The sequence below is a fragment of the Flaviramulus aquimarinus genome (genome assembly GCF_039543205.1).
Taxonomy (GTDB): domain Bacteria; phylum Bacteroidota; class Bacteroidia; order Flavobacteriales; family Flavobacteriaceae; genus Flaviramulus_B; species Flaviramulus_B aquimarinus.
The window spans coordinates 362903-385367 of the sequence record NZ_BAABJH010000001.1 but is presented as its reverse complement, the minus strand read 5'-3'; the positions used below and the strand labels follow the sequence as shown (position 1 = coordinate 385367).

Sequence of the window (22465 nt, the reverse complement as noted above, 5' to 3'; positions counted from 1 at the left end):
AACACTTTACTATTACAAATTTATATAGTAGATGTTTGAGTAGAAATGATATTTGTCATTTTTGAAATTGGATTGGCATGACTAGCTAATCGTTTTTAATTTTTCAATATCAATCACTTTAATGTTTCGTCCATCTGCTTTAATAATGCCATCTTTTTTAAACTGGGCTAAAGTCCTTATAAACGTTTCTGGTGCAATACCTGCAACACTTGCTAGGTCGTTTCTAGAAATTTTTATTGGATCGTCAAGTTTACGATTCATTTTTTCAGCAAACCTTAAAATAGTAGCCGCTGTTTTTTTATTAACTGAGCTATAAGCCATTTGTAGAAGTTCTTCCTTTACAGTAGATAGATTTTTAGCTAACAGCTCTATAAGTTCTATAACTACTTTATGATTTTGATTAAGTATTTTCTTAAATTCTATAATTGAAATACCAGCTAATTTAGTATGAGCAATGGCAGTTGCGGTTTCTTTATGTGGTGTGTTTAGTGTAAAGGAATTATATCCAAATAAATCGTCTTCTTTATATAAAGCAGTTACAAGTTCTTTACCAAGTTCGTTTATTTGATAACATTTTACGGCCCCTTTGTTTACTAAATAAATGTAATTTGAATGGTCACCTTCTCGGTAAATAATATCTTCTTTATTAAATGTAAACTCATCGCCATAATCGTCAAAAAAGTTTTTTAAATCGTTAAGGGTTTTTATTTGATTTTCACTAGGCTGAATTATTTGGTCAACTATATTGCTCTTAAGCTCTTGTAAAATGGAAACTTTTGCTAAGCGGCTTTCAATAGCGCTAATAAGATCATCTTCAGTAAAAGGTTTTGTTATATAATCGTCAGCGCCCAAATTCATGCCTTTTCTAATATCCTGACGCTCTGTTTTAGCAGATAAAAACACAAAAGGAATATACTTTGTTAATTTACTTTTTGACAGGATTTTAAGGGCACTATAGCCATCTAGTTCGGGCATCATAATGTCGCATATAATTATATCTGGCCGATGTCTTTTAGCCAACGTCACACCTGTTTTTCCATTTGAAGCTGTTATTACTTTGTATTTAGACAGTTCTAAAAGTTCTGCAGTGTTTTCTCTTAGAGCAACATCATCTTCAATAAGTAAAACCGTTTTCATTATTTAGCAGTATTAGGAATTGTTATAATAAATGTGGTGCCTATGTTTTCTTTACTCTTAAATTGAATAGAGCCTCCTAAGTTTTCCAAATGGTTTTTAGCAATATTTAATCCTATTCCAGTGCCTTGGGTATTAATTACGTTTTCCGCTCTAAAATACCGTTTAAAAATATTCTTTTGATCTTTTTCGGGAATGCCTATACCATTATCTTTAATTGTTAATGATGTAAATTTACGGTCTTGTTTAATGTGTAAATCTATCACAGCGCCTTCAGGAGAATATTTAATAGCATTATGTAGTAAATTAGAGAATATTAATTGAATAATTTTTTCATCTTGGTACAAAGATAAATCATCAATATTTTCAGGGTAATTTATATGCTGATTTTCTTTTAATAGCATGTTTGAATTATAAACTACCTCGTTAACCACTTTGCTTAGTTTAAAATGATTAAACGTATAATTAACTTTTCCTGTTTCTAATTTTTCGATTGATAAAAAGTCATTTAGTATGTTGTTTAAAAAGTGAACCTTATCTGTTATCGTTTTTATATGCTTATTCCTTTTTTCTTGATGCTCTGTTAATTGGTATTTACTTAGTAGTTGGCTAGAGGTTAAAATGCCGCTCAAGGGGGTTTTGAATTCGTGAGATACTAAGGATAAGAATTTTGTTTTTAATTCATTTAGCTCTTTTTCTTTGCCAAGAGCAGTTTTTAGTTGTTGTGTTCTTTCTTCTACCTTATTTTCAAGCTTTTTAGTATAATCCTTCCGTTCAGTAATATCTAAAATAATGGCAACAAAAACATTTTTTTCGGCCAACTTGGATAATTGTAAATGCACTTCTACTGGGTACTTTGTGCCGTCTTTTCGTTGGTGTATGGTTTCAAACTCTACTTTTTCAACATTCTTTTTCAACAAAACATCAATAGTGTTTTTAAACTCAACTTTATTATCATTGGGTTTTATATCTAAAGGTGTCATCTTTTTTAATTCTTTAAGACTATAGCCAATATTTTTTTGCGCACCGTAGTTTACATTTATGAATTTTAGTGTTTCAATATCAAAAACATATATTTCATTTAATGATTCATCAAAAATAGTTGATAAGTGATGGCGCTCATCTTCAACTTTTTTTCGTAACGTCACGTCATTTTGTATGCCAATAAAATTTGTGACCATACCATTAGAATTGGTTATTGGGAAAACATATAGATCGTTCCAAAACATGGTGCCATCTTTTTTGTAGTTGCGTAGTGTTGCTTGACAACTTTCTCCATTCTTTATGGCTTCCCTAAGTTTTTTAAGAGGTTTTTGATCTCTGTCTTTACCTTGTAAAAATCGGCAATTATGGTTAAGTATTTCAGAATCAGAATACCCAGTAAGATTTTGAAATGCTGAATTAAAATAGATGACAGGATTATCATATTTTGAGGCATCAGTAATAAGAATTCCGTTCCTTGCCGATTCTAAAGCTTTAGTACGTAACATCAAGTTTTTTTCAATCTCTTTTTTTTCTGAAACATCTTTGATCAGAGCTATAACATAAGTTTTGTTATAGATGGAAAAGGGATTTAATTCAACTTCAACAGGGAAAATAGTACCGTCTTTTTTTAAACCATAAATATCTATGGCCTCTCCCATTTTTCTGCGTTTACCTCTTTTTACAAATTTTTCAAAATATTTTGTATGGATATTATGGTAATCAGATGGGATAAGTAAGTTTAAATCCTTTCCTGTAAACTCTTCTTTTGCATAGCCAAAAATATCTTTAGTAGCAGTATTAACCTCCATTATTTTTTGATGATTATCAACAATAATCACACCTTCAGAAACGGTTTCTAAAAGAATATTGAATATTTCTTGGTCTTGCTGAAACATAAAAAATTATGTTTATAAATAATATTTAAAAGTACGAAAAAATTGCTTTAACTAGGACTGATTTATATCATATATAATTAATTAATAAGTACTTAACTTTAGTACATGAAATTTGGTAAAAATGAAAACTAAAAAGAAAATGACGCTTAAGTTTTACCAAAACCTTGGTAAGCTATTTTATGCTATAGCACTCGCAGATAAACATGTGCATGATATCGAGTTTGACAAATTAAAGGCATTGATAAAACAACAGTGGTTGGATGTTGACGTTCTTGAAGATGATTTCAGTACAGATGCTGCATACCAAATAGAATTTGTTTTTGATTGGTTAAACAAGGGTGGGGATTTAAATGCAAAAACATGTTATGATGCTTTTGTAAATTATAAAAATGAGCAACCACATTTGTTTACCGAAAGTATAAAAAAATTAATTTTAAGAACAGCAAGAGCCATTGCAGCTTCCTTTTCTGGCTTAAACAAATCAGAATTGATTATGCTTGCTAAGTTAGATATAGAGTTAAAAAAATAGTTTGATGTGAAAAGTAACTTTAATACCATTATAAATTCTGCTACACCTGTTTTAATCGATTTTTATGCAGATTGGTGTGGACCTTGTAAAATGCTGGCTCCAATTTTAATAGAAGTAAAAAAGGAACTTGAAGATTCTATAAAAATTATAAAAATTGATGTGGATAAAAATCAGCCTTTAGCTGCAAAATATCAGGTTAGAGGTGTGCCTACTATGATACTTTATAAAAATGGAAAACAAGTTTGGAGACAATCTGGTGTGCTTCAAAAAAACGAAATTTTAAATGTTATAAAACCATATTTCTAACATTCTTTCCTCATGATGGATATCATTTTACAATAGCATAAAAGGCAATATTTTTAAGGTGCTAACATAAAATATTTCATCATGAGAAAAGCATTAATTATACTATTGTTAATACCAGTTGTTGCTTTAACGCAAACTAAAGAAGAACTCGATTTTGTGGCACCAATGTCTGAAGGTGTTGCCGCTATTAAAAAAGGAAATGCATGGGGCTTTATTGATGCTGAAGGCAATATTTTTGTAGACTTTAGAGAAGATTTGGTTTTAACTAAAACAGATTTTGGTCACTATCCTATATTTAGGAATAACCGATGTTTAATTTCAGTAAAAAAAGAGGGTGTTTTATTTTTTGGATACATTGATAAAACAGGAAAAACTGTTATTGAACCAGAGTTTTTAAATGCACAAAACTTTAATAGTAAACAAGCCTTAGTATTAAAATTAATGAAGGAGGAACTTGGAAGAAACGAAATACTGGGGAAAAATATAATCTACCACCGATATTTTGAGGTGATTATTGATGAAAATGGCAATGTAAAAACCTATTTAAACCCCAAAGGTGTTAATGTTGTTTTAGATAAGAAATCAATTAAGAAACCACCTAAAATAACTTCAAAAGAAATATCTAAAAAATTGTATGCTGTATTGAATAAAAATAAGAAATGGACAATTATTAAAATTGAAAATTAAAACCATTTCATATGAAAGCGAATCTAAATTTGGGAAGTATATCTGGAATTAAAATTAAGATGCATTGGACGTTCTTTTTTTTAATTGCATGGGTAGTATTTAGTGAGCTTAAGCGAGGAGGAACTACAGAAAGTACACTATTTAACGTAGCATTGATTTTAGCCGTTTTTTTCTGTGTGGTTTTGCACGAGTTAGGGCATGCTTTAACAGCCAAACGTTTTGGAATAGATACTAAAAAGATAACCTTATTACCAATTGGTGGTGTGGCTAGTTTAGAGCGTATTCCAGAATCGCCAAAGCAAGAACTTTTAGTAACCTTAGCAGGGCCTTTGGTTAATCTTATCATTGCACTATTTTTATATTACTTGGTGCCAGTAGAAGAATTTATGCACCTAAATTTCACCGAGAGTTTTGAGATGTTAATGAGTTTTTCTCTACAAAATTTCCTATTCTTTTTGTTTGTAGTTAATGTGGGCTTAGTTATTTTTAATATTATTCCAGCATTCCCAATGGATGGTGGCCGTATTTTAAGAGCTTTATTAGCAATGAAAATGAGTAGGGTAAAAGCAACCCAAATAGCAGCTAATATAGGTCAGACTATTGCAGTTTTATTTTTATTAGTAGGGCTTTTGTATAATCCGTTTTTGATTTTAATTGCGCTTATTGTTTTTTTGGGAGCCTATGCCGAAAACCAAATGGTACAGCATTTGTCCATACTTAAAGGACATAGTGTAGAAGAAGCAATGCTTTTAAATATTACAACATTTAACCCTAAGGATTCTCTGGATATTGTAGTTAATAAATTAATATCCAGTACAGAAAATAGTTTTGTTGTTATGGAAAATGGCAAAATTAAAGGCGTATTACATCATCAGGATATTATAGATAATTCCAATAAAAATATATTGGTCGAAAACATCATGGACACCACTTTTAAGTCAGTTTGTAGTGAAGATAGTCTTGATAAAGTATATCGATTAACACACAGCGAAAAACACGCGTTTTTTCCTGTTTTAAAAAATGAAAAACTAGTGGGAGTTATTGATAGTATCAATTTAAATGAATACCTCCTATTACAAGAAAAATTAGCTTACTGATCATGAAATTATATACTACTACAATCCTTTTTTTAATAGTGTTGTTTTCTTGTTCAGATCACAAGGGGAAAATTCTTCCTATAGAAAGAAGTTTAACCGAATCTGTTTATTCTTCAGTGACGATTCAACCCGACAGCCTTTATCAATCTTATGCTATAGTTTCAGGTATTTTAGAAAGAAATTTAGTTGAAGAAGGTGATACGATATCCAAAGCAAAAGCAATCTTACAAATAATAAATAGCACACCTAAAATAAATGCTGAAAATGCAAAATTAGCATTGCATCTAGCTCAAGAAAATTTCAATGGAAACGCCACAATATTAGAAGGCATTAGAAATGAAATTGAAGCAGCTTCTTTAAAATATAAAAACGATTCTATAAACTATTTTAGGCAGAAAAACCTTTGGGAACAGAAAATAGGGTCTAAAATGCAGTATGATACCCAAAAATTAAATTATAAACTTTCCTCGAGCAATTTAAGGCTTTTACAAAGCAAATATAGCAGTACAAAAAATGAGCTTGAAACAAACGCTAAACAAGCCCTAAACAATTACCAAAGAGCATTAATTAATACCAAAGATTTTGTAGTAAAAAGCAAGATTAATGGCAAAGTATATGCTTTGTATAAAGAACCTGGAGAAATTGTAAATACCCAAGAACCTTTAGCTTCTATTGGGAGCGCCACACACTTTGTTATAGAAATGCTGGTTGATGAGGTTGATATAGTGCGTATTTCAGAACATCAAGAAGTCATCATTCAATTAGATGCTTATAATAGTGATGTTTTTATGGGAAAAGTGTCAAAAATCTATCCTAAAAAGGATGAACGCAATCAAACGTTTAAGGTAGAAGCTATTTTTAATGAAGCACCAAAAGTATTGTATCCTGGGCTTTCAGGTGAGGCTAATATCATAATTGATAAAAAGGAAAATGTGCTTACCATTCCTAAAACGTACCTAATTAATGATACAATGGTAAAAACAGAAGATGGGTTGGTTACTATAACGACTGGATTACAAAACCTAGAGTATATACAAGTACTATCCGGAATTACAAAAGATACATATCTCTATAAACCTGAGTGATGGTAAACTGGAGCGTCATACTACATATTGCCAAAACACATTTGCTAACAAAAATTAAGCAAACGGCTACAGCAGCACTTGGGGTTACTTTTGGTATTGGTGCCTATATTACATTGGTTTGTTTTATGACGGGCTTAAATAGTATGCTTGACGATTTAATTCTTAACCAAACACCTCATATTCATATTTATAATGAAATTGAACCATCCAAAAACCAACCTATAGCCCTTTATGATGATTTAAAACATAGTTTTAATGTGGTGCATTCTATTAAACCTAAGCTAAGCCAAAAGAAAATACATAATGCCTTACCAATTATAGATTATCTAAATGAAAATAGTAATGTAAAAGGCGCAATTCCACAGATAAAAACACAAATATTTTATATAGCAGGCTCCATAGAAATTGGTGGTAACTTAACAGGAATACATGTTCTGGACGAAGCCAGATTATTTAATCTTCAAAATTATATTGTGAAAGGTTCTCCAGAAGCATTGTATAATACCGATAATGGTATTTTACTAGGTGCTGGGGTTGCAAAAAAAATGTCCTTAGACATAGGAGATCGTGTACAAATAAGTACTATCAATGGCGATGTGTTTCCGCTTAAAATTGTCGGGTTGTACCAAAGTGGTATTGCGGATATTGATGCTATTCATAGTTTTGCAAATCTTAAAACAATACAACGCATTTTAGGAGAAGCTGAAAATTATATTACAGATATCAATGTGAAATTACATGACATAGATCAGGCCATACCGCTATCAAAAAAAATTGAGCAACAATTCAATTTAACCGCTATTGATATTAAAACAGCTAATGCACAATTTGAAACGGGCACCACCATTCGTAACCTTATTACTTACGCGGTTTCAATAACCTTGCTTATAGTTGCAGGCTTTGGTATATACAATATCTTAAATATGCTTATTTATGAAAAAATGAATGATATTGCCATTTTAAAAGCTACTGGATTTTCAGGTAAAGATGTGCAACTTATTTTTATGAGTCAAGCTATGATTATTGGATTTGTTGGCGGTGTTTTAGGTTTACTCATTGGCTTAGGTTTAGCAAACCTAATTAATACTATTCCATTTCAAACGGAAGCATTACCAACCGTAGAAACGTATCCTGTAAATATAAATCCATTGTTTTTTATCATAGGGTTTTCTTTTGCAATGTTTTCAACTTTTTTAGCAGGATATCTACCATCAAAAAAAGCAAAAAAAATAGATCCAGTAAGAATTATAAGAGGACAATAACATGAGTGTTGTATTAGAAGCAAAACATATTAACAAATACTTTAAAAAGCCAGTGCTATTTCATGTTTTAAGGGATATTAGTTTTCAAATTAAGAAGGGTGAATTTGCTTCCATTATGGGAAAATCTGGCTGCGGAAAATCCACCTTACTCTACATCCTTTCAACAATGGATACGGATTACGAAGGTCAACTTTTTTTAAATGATAAACTTATATCTAGACAAAACAGAGACCATCTTTCTTATATTAGAAATAAACATATTGGCTTTGTGTTTCAGTTTCATTATTTGCTATCCGAATTTTCAGTTTTAGAAAACGTGATGCTTCCAGCCAAAAAACTTGCTGAAAAAACAGTTCAAGAAATAGAACATGATGCCATTGAAAAATTAAAGATGTTAAACATTGAACATTTAGTAAAAAAACGAGCTTCTCAGGTTTCTGGTGGTGAAAAACAACGTATTGCTATTGCCAGAGCATTAATTAATAACCCTGATATTATAATGGGAGATGAGCCTACAGGCAACTTAGATAGCTACAACTCGGAAAATGTTTTTAATATCTTTAAGCAGTTGAGTTATGAAAAAGGTTTATCCCTTCTAGTTGTAACTCATGATAAAGACTTTGCCAATAAAACAGACCGCATTATACAAATGGCAGATGGTGAGATTATTACATAAACACATACGCTTGGGTAATCATAAGCTTAAATGATTTATATCATTTCGTATAGTCTTTCATGATATTAAATTGTGATTTAAAATGGGCTAAATGGCATTTATAGATTATTATAAAATATTAGGTGTTTCAAAAACTGTAAGCGAAGCCGAAATAAAAAAGGCTTACAGGAAATTGGCCCGTAAATACCATCCAGATTTAAATCCAAATGACAAAGTTGCCGAAAAGAAATTCAAGGAAATAAATGAAGCTAATGAAGTATTAAGCAATCCTGAAAATCGAAAAAAATATGATGCGTATGGCGAACATTGGCAACATGCAGAAGAGTTTGAAAAAGCGAAACAACAGAAAGGTTATCAACAAACTACAAGTGAACCGTTTGGAAGCTACTCAGAACAGGAGTTTTCAGATTTTTTTAGTAATATGTTTGGTGGTGCATCAACAAGAGGAAGTGGTAGACAAGTGAAATTTAGAGGACAAGATTTTAATGCAGAATTACAGCTTGACTTAAAAGAGGTTTATACCACGCATAAACGTAAACTTACCGTAAATAATAAGAACATTCGTATTACCATTCCAGCTGGTATTGAAAATGGGCAAATTATAAAAATTAAAGGTCATGGGGGAAAAGGACTTAACGGAGGCCCTAATGGCGATTTATATATTCAATTTTCAATTGTAAACCATTCAAAATTTAAAAGAGACAAAGATAATCTTCATGCAACTGTAGATTTAGATTTATATACAGCGCTTTTAGGCGGAGAACTTATGGTAGATACGTTTAACGGAAAGGTTAAACTTAATGTAAAACCAGAAACTCAAAATGGAACTAAGGTTAAACTTAAAGACAAAGGATTTCCTAAGTATAAAAAAGAAGGGCAATTTGGAGACTTGTATATCACATATCAAGTAAAAATTCCAACCAAGCTATCTAACAAAGAGAAAACAATGATTAAAGAATTACAAAAACTGCGTTAATAATGGAAGCACAAGATTTAATACCTGTAAAAGTAATTTGTAAACGTTATAACGTACCCAGTTCCTTTATAATCAATCTACAAGAATATCAGCTCATAGAAGTTTTAGTAGAAAAAGATAATTACTTTGTGCATATAACTCAAATAAAAAAAATCGAAAAATTAATACGCTTGCATTATGACTTAAATATAAATTTCGAAGGTGTAGATGCTATTAATAATTTATTGCAACAAGTAGAATATCTACAGCAAGAAATTATTTTTCTGCAAAATAAATTAAATCGTTATGAGTAAAAAAGTAATTTAAGGATGCTTACATTTAAAAACTTCAATATTGCTGATTGGTTTTCATTTTATCGCATATTAGCTGCCCCAATGTTAATTGCCTTAATCTGTTTAGACCAACGACTGGTTTTTTCGTGGTTTTTACTTATTAGTTACTCTACAGATGCTATTGATGGTTTTTTAGCAAGAAAACTAAAGATTACAAGCCCAAGAGGTTCCCAACTTGATTCTATAGGCGATCAAATTACATTTGCCATCGGATTAGTTGGGCTATTTTATTTTGAAAAAACATTTATACTAAAACATCTTATAATTATTGTCATTGCCTTTATGCCATACCTCGTCCAAATGATAATTGCATACTTAAAATATGGAAAGACTACTGCGTTTCATACTTATTTAGCTAAATTTTCTGCTGTTGTGCAAAGTGCATTTATTCTTTGGTCACTTTTCTTTAATCCAGAACAGGTTCTTTTTTACATAATGATTACAGTTGGCATATTAGAAACTGTAGAAGAAATAATACTTATTTTTCTATACGATAATTGGGTTTCTGATGTAAAGAGTATTTTTTTCGTGTATAGAGACAAAAGGCGACTAAAAAAGAAAGGATGAGACCGTTTTCATTATTTTCAATCGTTTTGCTTTGTGTAGCCATCCTTCTTGTAGATTTTCTAGCATTTTATTGGTTGAAGTCCATTACATCACTGCTTGATTTTTCAGTTTTAATAATTATTATTCATACACTGTTCTGGGTATTTACATTTGGTCTAATAGTATCCATTTTAATATTAAAAATCACTTTAGATGATATCCTTCCATCAAGAAAATATTTGCTTATTTCAAGGTTTTATGGACTTGCCATATTATCATTTATTCCTAAGCTTATTTTTGTAATTATAATTTCTGTTTGCTATTTCTCAAATTATTTATTCTCTGAAACACAATCTCTCATTATGGTTCCTGTTGTTGGCTTACTTTCAGGGTTCTTCCCTTTTTTTATTATTTTATATGGTGTTTTCATTGCTGCTCACAGATTTAAAATACATCATCATAGTATTAAGTTTTATAATTTACCTTATGCATTTAATAGTTTAAAAATTGTACAACTTTCAGATCTTCATCTAGGAAGCTTTAATTTTCGCTATGCTATAGTCGAGAAAGCAATAGAGAAAATTAATCTTCTAAAGCCTGACTATATTGTAATTACAGGAGATTTGGTAAACAATTACGCTTGGGAACTACGAGGTTGGGAAAACGTATTCAACAAATTAAAAGCTAAGGAAGGGAAGTTTGCTGTTTTAGGAAATCATGATTATGGCGATTATAGCAAATGGAATTCTCCTAAAGAAAAACAAGAAAATTTTGAAAAAATAAAGACTTTTTATAAAGAAATTGGTTTTCAATTGCTACTTAATACATCTAAACGTATTGCAAAAAAAAATGATAAAATTGCTATTATTGGTGTTGAAAATTGGAGCAAACAGCGTTTTAAACAATATGGAAATCTAAAAAAAGCCATAGAAAATGTAGAAGATATTTCATTTAAAATTTTGCTCTCACATGACCCAACACATTGGACAGAAGAAGTAATTGATAAAACCAATATAGCTTTAACACTTTCTGGACATACACATGGTATGCAAATGGCATTTCAATATAAAAATTTAAAATGGAGCCCTATACAATATAAGTTTAAACATTGGGCTGGTTTATACAAGCATAATCAGCAGTATCTATACGTTAATAGAGGATTGGGATGGTTAGGTTTTCCAGCAAGAATTGGGATGCGACCAGAGATAACATATATAGAATTACAATATAAAAATAAAAATTAATATGCTATTACTGACCAATATCATTTAAACTTAGCTAATAATAAAATACATTGAAAACACAATTAAATGTGTTTAATCATGTCTCTAAAAAAGAAAATAACAGCTATAATATTAATAATTGGTGTTTTACTTTTTTTTCTTGCATTATGGTACAAACATGAATATTCTATGAATAAAGTACAAGGCTATGATTTAAATGCACCTAGTTTAAGCACGAAACTTATAATAGCTACACAGGGCAGTGAATTCAAGGATAAGATAACTAATGATATTTTAGAAAAATATAGATCAGACTCAATATTTATTAAAATAATTGATGTTTCAATGTTGCAAAAAATTAATCCTAAAGATTATAACGCTGTTGTAGTTATGCACACCTGGGAGAATTGGAAACCACCAATTGAAGTAAAAGAGTTTATTAAGAGGACTAGAGACCATAAAGAAAAGATAATTGTTTTAACAACCTCAGGGGAGGGAAGTTATAAAATGGATGATGTTGATGCCATTACGGGCGAGTCAAAATTGGAAAGCACTACATCATATTCCAATAAAATTATTGAAAGGTTAAAGCCTTTACTGAAACATTAAAATTACAAATCATGATATCTAATATAGATAAAGACGAATGTCTTAAAATACTTAGCAACAATTATATAGGTCATTTAGCGTATGTATATAAAAATTCACCTTTTGTAATTCCTATTACGTATTATTTTAATAAAAATAAAATAACGGTTATAGGTTACACAGGTGAAGGTCATAAAACAAAAGCTTTACGATTAAATAAATCTGTTGCACTTGAAATAGCTGAGATAACAGCTGTAAATAATTGGCAATCTGTATTAGTACAAGGTACTTTTGAAGAACTAGAAGGTCCGGATGCAAAATATTTATTACATGAGTTTTCATTGGGGATCAAAAAACTTATCAAAGAAAAAGTGAATATGCAACTTCAGTTTATTCCTCAATTTTCTGGTAAAACTAATCCTCAATCTATACCAATAGTTTATCGCATAAACATTCAAGAAATAACTGGAAAGAGAAGAAAACCAAATACCACTTAAGTTTCATATACATAAACAGAAAGTATAGCTATTTGTTTTTTCGAGTTAATTTTTATCCAAGGATAAAAAGGTCAAGAATTCGTGTTAACTATAAAAAGAAAAAAACGACTAATTTTCCCATAACTGATGGTAATCATTGTATGGTTAAATTAATGTAGATAGTTTTAGTTTATATTAATCTTAAACATTTCAATCATGAAAAAATTAATGCTTAGTTTATTTTTATTGGGATTAACTACCCAAATTTTTGCTCAGGATCCTAAAATACTTCCTGAGGTTTTTATTGTTCATAATTACAAATATTTAAGTAGCGCAAACACAGGCGAAATTGCTATTCCTGTTAAAGAGTTACAAATAAAAGTAAGTGATTTTGATGTAAAAGAGCTGGATGTGTACGCTGATGAGCATGATTTGTATGATGTTTATTTCTTTATTCCAGAAGGAAAAGTATTAGCATCGTATGATAAAGATAGTAATTTATTAAGAACAGCAGAACGGTATAAAAATATTAATCTACCATCAACAGTATTGACTGCTGTTAAAAGACGTTTTCCTAATTGGTCCATATCAAAAAATTTATACTTGGTAAATTTTCATGAATCTGGTAATATGAAAAAACTTTATAAGCTTGTTCTTGAGAATGGTGAGCAACGAATCCGAGTAAAAGTTGATGAATATGGAGATTTTCTATAATATTTTATTTTAAAACTTACATATTTTGGCATAAAGTATTAGAACAATATTTTTAGACCTATTAATTGAAAAGCATTTTCAAATTTCTTGGAGATGCTTTTCTATTCTTCAAAATTCAGAAAAGTTTTAACTTGTTAACTACAAACGATTAACTATATAAACTTTTGCAATTCATACCCTAAACACTTAAATTATAAAAGGTAATCTGAAACTTAAATTATATCTCTGAATTATCTTGTTAATCACTTTTCTGGTTATTCTAAAATTTTACTATCCTAAAGAGGGTGAGTAACTTATGGCGATAAGTGCTATTAATAAACCTTCGTTTTTTTCAAAATCATAGTATTATTGTAGTTAAAAACCCCATAACAATTGAAAAATATTTTCAGTTTTTAGATTCCATTGTTAAAAAAATATGACAATGTAATATCCTATAAACTATACGAGCATTTATCAGTAAGAACTAATCCGTGGATTGTTGATATATTAAAAATACGGGTTATTATTTTATGAGGAAACGTTATTCCTTTATTTAATCGAAAAGAATTTCTTTATAACATTTGATTGAAACTATTCAAGATTCTGGTGTTGCAAAAAAATAGCGAAGTTGTACCCGTGTAGATGTCAAAGGCTAATGGCCAACAATGACTTAAGCTTTTTTTACTTTTTGGTAAAGTGCCGTATTCAAAACTATGAACCATAGAATAAAAAATAGAAAAGTGATCTTTTGAATTCTAGGTAAGGATTCAATATAAAGTTCTGTTTCATAAATATAATAGTTCAAGCAAAATATGATAAGGCAAAATAAACCAAGCCCTGAAACTTTATAGCGTTTGGCCTTGTAGAGTTCAATACATGCTGTAATAATGGCTACAATACCAAAAACACCTGCAATTCTTAAGATAATATCATGGATTCCAGATGCTAGAAATACTGTAATACCTATTGATAGAAATCCAGAAAACTTCATGGTTTTAAGATTAAAACTTTTTTTAACACACAAATAAGGTAAGAAATACCAAATCATTAAAATACTTGAGCAGAGTACACCAAGAGAAAAACGCGCATAATGCTTCGCCGTATTTGGCATACCGTTTATAGCATTATCGTCCAGAAGATCACATAGATAATTATGGCGAATACTAAAACCAGCATAATCGGTAAAATTCCAAGATCCTCCAGGGTAATGTATTGCCGCTAAAATATATAATAACACAAATAATCCCATACCTATAAAAGGCAAAAGCATTATATAAGATTTTAGAAAACCAGTTTTTGCTTTCATAATATACTGAGAATATAGAAAATACTTTCTTGATAACTATCGTCTATGAGTTAGAACAATTATTATGAATTGGCCAATACTTCAATAATTGATTTACATCCCCCTCTTTTCAAATAATTGGTATGGTCTTTCAAATTCCCAAAATGCTGTCCACAAATATCACGACATAGTATTTTATTTTCTGTTAACTTATTAAAAGCCTTCAGCATTCCTTTAGCAGTTATATTATTAAAATAAGGTGGGTTTTTATCAGGGTTTTCTCTACACCAATCCAACATCTTCTTCCAAATAGCAGCACTTAAAGCACCACAAGCACCACCACTTAAACCTAGTCCACCTGCATAACCCGCCACCATAACTATTTCTTCCTTGCTACCTTCCATGAACCTTAAAACTTCTGAAGCACAACTTAAGGGCTTTTCTTTAACTTTTGTACTTTCCGATAAACTTTCATAAGCTACGTCAATAGCTTCAGGAGCCCATTGTTCAGCTAGATTAAAACAATGACTGTTGTTCATACCTTGGAGTGTAATTTTTAACATAAATTTGGTCATTCCTATAATACTAGTTAGATCATAACCAATTATTTCTTTACAATTTTTTGCCCCAGATTGCTTTACAAAAGATTTTAAAATATTTTGAGTAGCAGAAATGGCAACAGTAATAGCTTGGTCTTGATTCTTATATTTTCTAAACGATTCTGCTCCTACAGCTAAAGCTGCACCCCAAAGCATGCCACATTGATGACCTTGATTTAAAATACCTCCAGCCAGAGGGTTTAAGGCACGTTCTTCATGTTCCTTGATGTGTCCAAATTCCCTATCTAAAATATGAGCAAAGGTTCTAGAACAAGTACCACAATTTCTAAAAATAGCTTTTGCATCATTATTTTGTTTTATAGAAGTGATCATTATATCTATAATTAAGTTTTTAAGCCTAAAACGATTAATTAGTTAATATTATCAAGGTATTTAATTCGATTTTATGACCAAATGATATATATCATAATACAAAACCTCCACATCTAAAACTCATAGACTGGACCAAACAACAACAAAAACACAAAGGCTGGCATCTACTCTATGCAGATCAGTGCCCTTGGCACGAAAAATCGGTTGAAGCCATGCTAAATGTTGCTATGAATGCTGGTGTAGATTTAAAAGTAACCAAAATAGAAACAGCAGAAGAGGCTAAAAATGCACCATCTGGGTTTGGGGTTTTTAACCTTTTACATGATGGTAAGTTATTGGAAGATTATTATTTAAGTGCTACACGATTTAAAAATATTATAAAGGCAGAACTTAATTTATAAGTTTTAATTTAGGTTAAAATGTATTAATTAAAAAATAATTGCACTGACCAATATCATTGTACCATTACAATATTTCTAGTTCCTTTAAACAAAGATTATATAATGATTTTATGGATTGTTTTATTAATCCTGTTTGGGTTACTGACTTATCTTTTGTTAACACCAGTATCATTGTTTATAGATACTAGGGCAGATAAGTATTTTATTCAACAAAAGGGTATTGTAAAGGCATCCGTTTTAGGAGACAAAAAGAAGGTGTTAAAAGTTAATATAAAAGTACTTTTTCTAAAATTTCACTTTTACCCATTACATAGTAAACGAGATAAATCAATACCTAAAATCAAAACAAAAACCAAGCATAAAAAAAGAAAGTTTTTGTCTTTTAAAACAGGCCTAAAGCTGATAAAGTCATTTAAGGTTAAAAGATTTTGGATAGATATTGATACTGGAGATTGTATAGCAAATGCAAAGCTATATCCCGTATTCGCTTTTTTAAATTATAGCATAGGAGGCTTTAATATTAATTTTCAAGACAGAAATCAATTGGTCTTGCACATAGAAGGTAAACCAATTCATATAATTAAATCATTTATTAACTTTTAAAAACAAAACGTTATGGAATTACATTTTGAAGAATTATTAGGAAAAATAACAGATTTTATAAAATCTGAAGCAAAAACAGAAACCGTTATTGGTGAGCAGTTCGAACTTGGAGAATTTAAATGTGTACCTGTTATTAAAGTAGGTATGGGTTTTGGTTCTGGAGGAGGCGAAGGAACAGAAGCTAAAGGCAAACATGGCGAAGGTATGGGAGCTGGAGCAGGAGTAGGTATAGAACCCATTGGTTTCTTGGTAACTAAAGAAGATGAAATATCTTTTTTACAAGCAGGGAAAACCAAAGGTTTAGCCGCTGTCTTTGAAAAAATACCCGACCTTATCGAAACCATTGCCAAAAGTAGAAAAGAACCAGAAGTAACGGCTTAAATTAAAGCATAAACCTGCAAGGTTTTTTATTCTTGCAGGTTTTGTTTTTATATGGCATTATTAACATAAAATGATATTCAATAAAGTAAATGATGAGCACCTATTTTAAGTGCCACAGAAATGATGAAACGACTTATGACAAGCTATATATTAAAAGCTCTAGTAGCATTTCAAGGCTTCAGTGCTATTCCTTTTGGTTTTCTACTAATTGTCGATCCATCGGGTGAAAATTTAGGTTTTACGATGAATATGCTAAAGGGGTCTCCTTTTACCAGTTTTTTAATTCCTGGGTTGTTTTTGTTTCTGATGCTTGGATTGTTTCCTCTGTTTGTTTTTTACGGATTAATAACAAAAAAGAATTTTGGATTGTTAGAAAAGTTTAATTGTTATAAAAACTATCATTGGTCATGGACGTTTTCGCATTTTTTCGGGCTACTCCTAGTTTTATGGATTAATATGCAATTAGTGTTTGGTATTGGTTTTCATATCTTTCATTTCGTTTATTCAATATTAGGCCTATTAATTGTTTTTCTTGTTCATTTACCTTTGGTAAAAGAAAACTACAGAATATATCAAAAAACTTAATTTTAACCTTATTAAATGATTAAGAATATAAATGACATTATAGCGCTATTATGATTAGGATTTTAAATGAAACGAAAAGTAAACATGTACTTACCAATAATTATATTGGTTATTTGGGTTATATCTATAAAAACGAACCTTTTATAGCTCCGATTACCTATTACTATAATCCAGAGAAAAATATCATTATTGGATATTCCGACGAAGGCCACAAAACTATAGCTATGCGAAAACACAATAAAGTGTGTTTAGAAGTAGCCGAAATCGATTCTATTAACCATTGGGAATCGGCTCAAGCGCATGGCACCATTAAAGAAGTATTTGGTAGTGCATCAAAAGCTTATCTTCATGAATTTTCTTTAGGCATTAAGCACCTTATTACCAGAAAAGAGAAGAGAAATTTAAGCTTCATCAGTGAATTTTCAAGTAAAATATCTAAAGGTGAAACTCCTATTGTATTTATTATTGATGTGTTAAGTATCACTGGACGAATGAGACGTCACTAAAAGGTTCTATCATTTTCTTTTTTAGCTTCTTTTTTTTCTAATTTTCTAAAATACCTACGTGTTAAAAAGTTATGCTTTAGGGCTTCCATATTTTGATTGAATTTATCTGTACCTTCATTTATATTTTTGAGTGTAGATTTTAAACTATTTACTAAGGAGGTATCTTTTACCAAATAGTTAAAAGTACCATCGCTTGAATTAAAATCATTGACCACAGTATCTATATTACTAACAATACTTTCAATTTTTATGCCAGATGATTCTAAACTGTATACAATATTTTTAAGTTTTTTTCCTGATATGCTATCATTTATTAGCATGCCTAAAACCGTATTATCATCTGTCTTTAAATCTGTAATAATTTGATTTAATTCATCTATAGATTTTGAAGCACCCCTTATGGTTGTTTTTAAATGGGTTATAGATTGTCTCAAATCTTTTGCCATAACAGTATCATTTAATAATACGCCCAAAGTGCCTTTGCCTTCTGTCATGGCGTGTGTAATTTTAAGTAGGTCTGAAGTTAAAATAGCCGCATTTTCAGAGCTAACACTTAGGGTGCTTAAAATATCATCGGCACCAATTTTACTAAATGATTCTATAACATTTCCATCTGTAATTGGTAATTTTCCATTTTTACCAGGAACAATATTTACAATCATATTGCCCACCAAACCATCAGAACCTATGGTGGCTATCGCATCTTTTTTTATATGCTTTATTATTTTTTCATCAATATTCATATTCACTTTTATGGTGGAATCATTAACCATAATAATGTCTCTAACCGTTCCAATGTTTATTCCAGAATAACGTACATTATTTCCTTTTTGTAAGCCATTTACATTTTGAAAAAAGGAACTTATAGTGAATGTTTTTTTAAACATGTCTTGCCGTTGACCAATAAGATAGACACCTGCTACAAATAGAATGGTTCCTATGATAACAAAACTGCCTAATCGTAATTTCTGTGAGTTTGTATTTTTCATCTTTTCAAAATTTCTATTTAAATAGTTCCTATTGTTTAAAAAAGGCTTTAATTTTTGGGTCTTTTGAAGTGGATAATTCTTTAAATGTACCAACGGTATAATCAATACCACCAATAAGCAATATCATTCTATCTGAAATAACACGTGCGCAATCCACATCATGAGTTATAATTAATGATGAGGTGTTATATTTTCTTTGTATCTCCTGCATTAAGATGATTATTTCTTTTGCAGTTATCGGATCTAAACCACTAGTAGGTTCATCATATAATATAATTTTAGGTTGTAAAATAAGTGTTCTAGCCAAAGCAATTCGCCGTTTCATACCCCCAGATAATTCTGCAGGCATTAAGTCGATAGCACTTACAAGCCCAACATTTTCTAAGGCTTCAATAACCAAGTTTTCTGTATCCATATTGTTGCCAAATTTCTTAGTATGTCGCCTTAGCGGAAATTCTAAATTCTCTCTAACGGTCATAGAATCGTACAAAGCACTACCTTGAAATAAAAACCCAATATCTGCTCGTAAAATATCTAATGCTTCCTGATTTAATTTTGTTATATCGTTACCCATTACAGTAATAGAACCGCTATCAGCTTCCATTAAACCCACCAAACATTTTATCATTACCGATTTTCCAGAACCCGATTTCCCCATGATTACTAGGTTTTCTCCTTGATGAAGCTGCATATTAAATCCGTTAAGCACATGGTTATCGCCAAAGCCTTTGTATAGGTCTTTGATTTCTAGAACTATGTTCTGATTTGCTATGTTTTTTTTGTTCATCATAAGTCGTAAAAAATATCTGTTACAAAAACCGCAATAAAATCTATAATAAACAATAGTAATGAGGTGAATACCACCGCAGAATTTGCGGCTTTACCAACGCCAGCAGTACCTTTCTTGCAGTAGTAGCCTTTAAAACAGCCAACAAGACCAATAGCTAAACCAAAAAAGAAGGATTTGATAGTTGCGGGTATAATATCTCCAAACTCTAAAGCATTAAAAACCTGATTAAAATACAACGTAAAGGAGACATTGCCTTTTACATTTTCAACAAGAAAAGAACCAAATAATGCAACGGCATCACCAATAATTACCAATAGAGGTAACATTAAGGTAACCGCCAAAACACGTGTTACAACCAAGTATTTAAATGGGTTTGTTCCAGAAACTTCCATAGCATCAATTTGTTCTGTTACACGCATGGAACCTAATTCTGCTCCAATACCAGAGCCTATTCTTCCTGCACAAACCAAAGCCGTTATAATTGGGCCAATTTCCCTTACAATGGATATGCCAACCATAGAGGGCATCCAAGATACCGCGCCAAACTCCATTAAGGTAGGGCGTGTTTGTAAGGTTAATACCAAGCCAATAATAAAACCTGTAATGCCTACCAATAATAGTGACCGGTTTCCCATATTATAGCATTGCCGTAAGAACTCCTTAAATTCAAAAGGACGTTTAAAGGCATCTTTGAAAAATCGTGAAGTGAAGTATGAAAGCGCTCCAATTTCAGTTAAAAACGAATGCAATTTGCTTTTTATGTTGTTTAAAATGAACATAATCAACTAGCAAGGTATAGGAATATGACTTATTGTGAAATGATATAAATCATCTGGTTAGACTGATATAAATCATTTCAATTACGCTTATTGATACATAATTTTAAGCTTAATTAGCCTTTAATAATTTATGAAAATTGGTTTAGTATTATCTGGAGGAGGTATACGAGGTGTTGCTCATATAGGCGTTATAAAAGCTTTAGAAGAACATCAAATTTTCCCTACTCATATTTCAGGTTCTAGTGCAGGTGCGATAGTAGGAGCACTATATGCTTATGGTTATAATTGGAAAGCTATTATGCGGTTTTTTGAAAACATTCAAATACTAAACATTAAAAAGTATGCGATTGGTAAACCAGGTTTTATAGATGCCGAAAAGTTTTATCCAGAGTTTAAAAACTATTTAAAAGAAGATAGTTTTGGTATACTTCAAAAGGCATTAACCATCACAGCAACAGATATTTTAAGAGGTAACCTTAAAACGTTTAGCTCTGGTAAATTAATAAAGCCTTTATTGGCTTCTGCAGCAATTCCAGGTGTATTTGCTCCCGTTGAAATTGAAGGTTCTTACTATGTAGATGGTGGTACTTTAAATAATTTTCCCATTGAGCCTTTACAATCTCATTGCGATGCCATAATTGGAAGTTATGCCAATTGGGTAGATACTATTTCAATAGAAGATTTAAAACACTCACACTATGTCATTGAAAGGGCTTTTAAATTAAGGTCTCTTAGAGATGATTATATTAAATTTAAGACTTGTGATTTGATAATTGCACCTAAAGCGTTAAGCAAGTTTAGCACGTTTGACAAAAAACATCTTATTGAGATATTTAACATTGGTTATAGTGCCACTAAAGAAGCACTTACCAAAAGTACTCTACTTAAATTAAAACATCCTCTTAAAGAAACTAGCTGAAAATGATGAATATCATTAATAAAACTTTAAAAAATTAGAATCATAAAAATAGAACAAATCTTAAATAAATTATGAAAAATAAAAGAACAAGTAAATTTTGTCAAAGTTGTGGTATGCCCATGAAGAAGGACCCACAACAAGGTGGGTTTAATAAAAACGGAACCAAAAGTGCTGATTATTGCAGTTATTGTTATGTAGATGGCGAATTCACATTTAAAGGTACTACAAAAGAAATGCAAGCTTTTTGTAAACAGAAAATGATTGAACAAGGTTCTCCTAAATTTTTAGCTTGGTTATTTACCAGAAGTATACCAAGATTATCACGCTGGAGAATGAAACCTCGCTAAGAGTATTGGAGCTTTATTGAGCCAATATAAGTTCCCTGATCTTTATTTACCTTTATTTGATACTAGAAGTTTCTATGAAATCAACGCTCTATATCCAAAATTTAAAGTGTAAAGGTTGCGGAATAACCATTAAAGAAAAGCTCTCGAAGTTTAATAAAATCTGTAATGTTTCTGTTGATACTCAACACACTTTAGTAAAATTTGAATGCGCCTCTAAAAACGATGTTGAGTACGTGAAAAAGTGCCTTTCAAAAATTGGGTATCCACCGTATGGTGAAAAAAATGATTTTCTTAAAAAAGCAAACTCTTTCGTGAGTTGTGCTATTGGAAAAACTCATAAACAAATCTAAAAACATAAAAATGGAACCTATACAATAACGCATCTTACCCATGCTATGTATAGGTAATAAAGCTCTAGGTTTTAAAAGGAAGTTTAAAAAAACTAATATTTTAAATTA

Annotated in this window: 29 protein-coding genes; 22 read left to right on the top strand and 7 right to left on the bottom strand. The window is 30.6% G+C overall.

What is annotated here, in order from left to right; all coding sequences use genetic code 11:
* Nucleotides 1-81: 81 nt before the first annotated feature.
* Together ABD941_RS01770 and ABD941_RS01765 are read right to left on the bottom strand one after the other, a co-directional pair.
* Entirely contained in the window at nt 82-1137 is a 1056-nt protein-coding gene (locus ABD941_RS01770) for a response regulator (RefSeq protein ID WP_345272250.1), read from the bottom strand.
* Entirely contained in the window at nt 1137-3014 is a 1878-nt protein-coding gene (locus ABD941_RS01765; RefSeq protein ID WP_345272249.1) for a PAS domain-containing sensor histidine kinase, read from the bottom strand. Before ABD941_RS01765 ends, ABD941_RS01770 begins: the two co-directional genes overlap by 1 nt.
* 121 nt (nt 3015-3135) lie before the next feature.
* Here ABD941_RS01765 and ABD941_RS01760 point away from each other — a divergent pair, with 121 nt between their 5' ends.
* The 14 genes from ABD941_RS01760 (at nt 3136) to ABD941_RS01695 (ending at nt 13511) form a co-directional block, all read left to right on the top strand.
* A complete protein-coding gene (locus ABD941_RS01760) occupies nt 3136-3543 on the top strand; it encodes a hypothetical protein (protein ID WP_345272247.1) in 408 nt (135 codons plus the stop codon).
* Nucleotides 3544-3549: 6 nt separating this feature from the next.
* Entirely contained in the window at nt 3550-3849 is a 300-nt protein-coding gene (trxA, locus tag ABD941_RS01755) for a thioredoxin (protein ID WP_345272246.1), read from the top strand.
* 81 nt (nt 3850-3930) lie between these two features.
* Nucleotides 3931-4536, top strand: a complete 606-nt coding sequence (locus ABD941_RS01750; protein WP_345272245.1) for a WG repeat-containing protein — start codon at nt 3931-3933, stop codon at nt 4534-4536.
* Nucleotides 4537-4547: 11 nt separating this feature from the next.
* Nucleotides 4548-5633, top strand: coding sequence for a site-2 protease family protein (locus tag ABD941_RS01745; protein WP_345272244.1), 1086 nt, complete (start codon nt 4548-4550; stop codon nt 5631-5633).
* Between the two features lie 2 nt (nt 5634-5635).
* Complete coding sequence (locus ABD941_RS01740; RefSeq protein ID WP_345272242.1) at nt 5636-6718, top strand: efflux RND transporter periplasmic adaptor subunit; 1083 nt, start codon at nt 5636-5638, stop codon at nt 6716-6718.
* Nucleotides 6718-7980 (top strand): ABC transporter permease, encoded by a 1263-nt coding sequence (locus tag ABD941_RS01735; protein ID WP_345272241.1) that lies wholly within the window; start codon nt 6718-6720, stop codon nt 7978-7980. The genes ABD941_RS01740 and ABD941_RS01735 overlap by 1 nt, the downstream gene beginning before the upstream one ends.
* A gap of 1 nt (nt 7981) precedes the next feature.
* The gene (locus ABD941_RS01730; protein WP_345272240.1) at nt 7982-8656 is read left to right on the top strand and encodes an ABC transporter ATP-binding protein; all 675 of its coding nucleotides are present in this window, start codon (nt 7982-7984) and stop codon (nt 8654-8656) included.
* A 91-nt stretch (nt 8657-8747) separates the two neighbouring features.
* Nucleotides 8748-9632, top strand: coding sequence for a DnaJ C-terminal domain-containing protein (locus ABD941_RS01725; protein ID WP_345272238.1), 885 nt, complete (start codon nt 8748-8750; stop codon nt 9630-9632).
* Nucleotides 9633-9634: 2 nt separating this feature from the next.
* The gene (locus ABD941_RS01720; RefSeq protein WP_345272237.1) at nt 9635-9925 is read left to right on the top strand and encodes a chaperone modulator CbpM; all 291 of its coding nucleotides are present in this window, start codon (nt 9635-9637) and stop codon (nt 9923-9925) included.
* A 15-nt stretch (nt 9926-9940) separates the two neighbouring features.
* Nucleotides 9941-10531 carry a CDP-alcohol phosphatidyltransferase family protein gene (locus ABD941_RS01715; protein WP_345272236.1) on the top strand — a complete coding sequence of 197 codons (591 nt, stop codon included), beginning with the start codon at nt 9941-9943 and terminating at the stop codon, nt 10529-10531.
* Nucleotides 10528-11754: a metallophosphoesterase gene (locus tag ABD941_RS01710; protein ID WP_345272234.1), complete on the top strand. Its 1227-nt coding sequence runs from the start codon at nt 10528-10530 to the stop codon at nt 11752-11754. The genes ABD941_RS01715 and ABD941_RS01710 overlap by 4 nt, the downstream gene beginning before the upstream one ends.
* A 168-nt stretch (nt 11755-11922) precedes the next feature.
* Nucleotides 11923-12342 carry a hypothetical protein gene (locus tag ABD941_RS01705; RefSeq protein ID WP_345272233.1) on the top strand — a complete coding sequence of 140 codons (420 nt, stop codon included), beginning with the start codon at nt 11923-11925 and terminating at the stop codon, nt 12340-12342.
* An 11-nt stretch (nt 12343-12353) separates the two neighbouring features.
* On the top strand, nt 12354-12818 hold the full coding sequence (locus ABD941_RS01700) for a pyridoxamine 5'-phosphate oxidase family protein (protein WP_345272232.1): 465 nt from the start codon (nt 12354-12356) through the stop codon (nt 12816-12818).
* A 195-nt stretch (nt 12819-13013) separates the two neighbouring features.
* On the top strand, nt 13014-13511 hold the full coding sequence (locus tag ABD941_RS01695; protein WP_345272230.1) for a nicotinate-nucleotide adenylyltransferase: 498 nt from the start codon (nt 13014-13016) through the stop codon (nt 13509-13511).
* Between the two features lie 649 nt (nt 13512-14160).
* Here the strand turns inward: ABD941_RS01695 and ABD941_RS01690 are convergent.
* Both ABD941_RS01690 and ABD941_RS01685 read right to left on the bottom strand, forming a co-directional pair.
* Nucleotides 14161-14796: a hypothetical protein gene (locus ABD941_RS01690; protein WP_345272229.1), complete on the bottom strand. Its 636-nt coding sequence runs from the start codon at nt 14794-14796 to the stop codon at nt 14161-14163.
* Nucleotides 14797-14858: 62 nt separating this feature from the next.
* Nucleotides 14859-15707: a C-GCAxxG-C-C family (seleno)protein gene (locus ABD941_RS01685; RefSeq protein ID WP_345272228.1), complete on the bottom strand. Its 849-nt coding sequence runs from the start codon at nt 15705-15707 to the stop codon at nt 14859-14861.
* Between the two features lie 212 nt (nt 15708-15919).
* Between ABD941_RS01685 and ABD941_RS01680 the strand changes: the two genes are divergently transcribed.
* The 5 genes from ABD941_RS01680 (at nt 15920) to ABD941_RS01660 (ending at nt 18183) form a co-directional block, all read left to right on the top strand.
* Nucleotides 15920-16108: a YoaP domain-containing protein gene (locus ABD941_RS01680; protein ID WP_345272226.1), complete on the top strand. Its 189-nt coding sequence runs from the start codon at nt 15920-15922 to the stop codon at nt 16106-16108.
* A gap of 102 nt (nt 16109-16210) precedes the next feature.
* Nucleotides 16211-16711, top strand: coding sequence for a hypothetical protein (locus tag ABD941_RS01675; RefSeq protein WP_345272225.1), 501 nt, complete (start codon nt 16211-16213; stop codon nt 16709-16711).
* A gap of 12 nt (nt 16712-16723) precedes the next feature.
* Entirely contained in the window at nt 16724-17092 is a 369-nt protein-coding gene (locus tag ABD941_RS01670) for a GerW family sporulation protein (protein WP_345272223.1), read from the top strand.
* Nucleotides 17093-17212: 120 nt separating this feature from the next.
* Nucleotides 17213-17677 carry a hypothetical protein gene (locus tag ABD941_RS01665; protein WP_345272222.1) on the top strand — a complete coding sequence of 155 codons (465 nt, stop codon included), beginning with the start codon at nt 17213-17215 and terminating at the stop codon, nt 17675-17677.
* Between the two features lie 50 nt (nt 17678-17727).
* Nucleotides 17728-18183, top strand: coding sequence for a pyridoxamine 5'-phosphate oxidase family protein (locus ABD941_RS01660; protein WP_345272220.1), 456 nt, complete (start codon nt 17728-17730; stop codon nt 18181-18183).
* On the opposite strand, the gene ABD941_RS01655 is transcribed toward ABD941_RS01660, so the two are convergent.
* The 3 genes from ABD941_RS01655 to ABD941_RS01645 are packed head-to-tail and all read right to left on the bottom strand — an operon-like array spanning nt 18180 to nt 20741.
* On the bottom strand, nt 18180-19172 hold the full coding sequence (locus ABD941_RS01655; RefSeq protein ID WP_345272219.1) for an MlaD family protein: 993 nt from the start codon (nt 19170-19172) through the stop codon (nt 18180-18182). The two genes, ABD941_RS01660 and ABD941_RS01655, sit on opposite strands and share 4 nt — an antisense overlap.
* A 28-nt stretch (nt 19173-19200) precedes the next feature.
* Nucleotides 19201-19962, bottom strand: coding sequence for an ABC transporter ATP-binding protein (locus tag ABD941_RS01650; RefSeq protein ID WP_345272217.1), 762 nt, complete (start codon nt 19960-19962; stop codon nt 19201-19203).
* Nucleotides 19959-20741 carry an MlaE family ABC transporter permease gene (locus ABD941_RS01645; protein ID WP_345272216.1) on the bottom strand — a complete coding sequence of 261 codons (783 nt, stop codon included), beginning with the start codon at nt 20739-20741 and terminating at the stop codon, nt 19959-19961. Before ABD941_RS01645 ends, ABD941_RS01650 begins: the two co-directional genes overlap by 4 nt.
* Nucleotides 20742-20871: 130 nt before the next feature.
* On the opposite strand from ABD941_RS01645, the gene ABD941_RS01640 reads away from it, so the two are divergent.
* The 3 genes from ABD941_RS01640 (at nt 20872) to ABD941_RS01630 (ending at nt 22357) form a co-directional block, all read left to right on the top strand.
* Nucleotides 20872-21660: a patatin-like phospholipase family protein gene (locus tag ABD941_RS01640; RefSeq protein WP_345272215.1), complete on the top strand. Its 789-nt coding sequence runs from the start codon at nt 20872-20874 to the stop codon at nt 21658-21660.
* A 71-nt stretch (nt 21661-21731) separates the two neighbouring features.
* A complete protein-coding gene (locus tag ABD941_RS01635) occupies nt 21732-22007 on the top strand; it encodes a zinc ribbon domain-containing protein (RefSeq protein ID WP_345272213.1) in 276 nt (91 codons plus the stop codon).
* A 74-nt stretch (nt 22008-22081) separates the two neighbouring features.
* Entirely contained in the window at nt 22082-22357 is a 276-nt protein-coding gene (locus tag ABD941_RS01630; protein WP_345272212.1) for a heavy-metal-associated domain-containing protein, read from the top strand.
* Nucleotides 22358-22465: the final 108 nt, after the last annotated feature.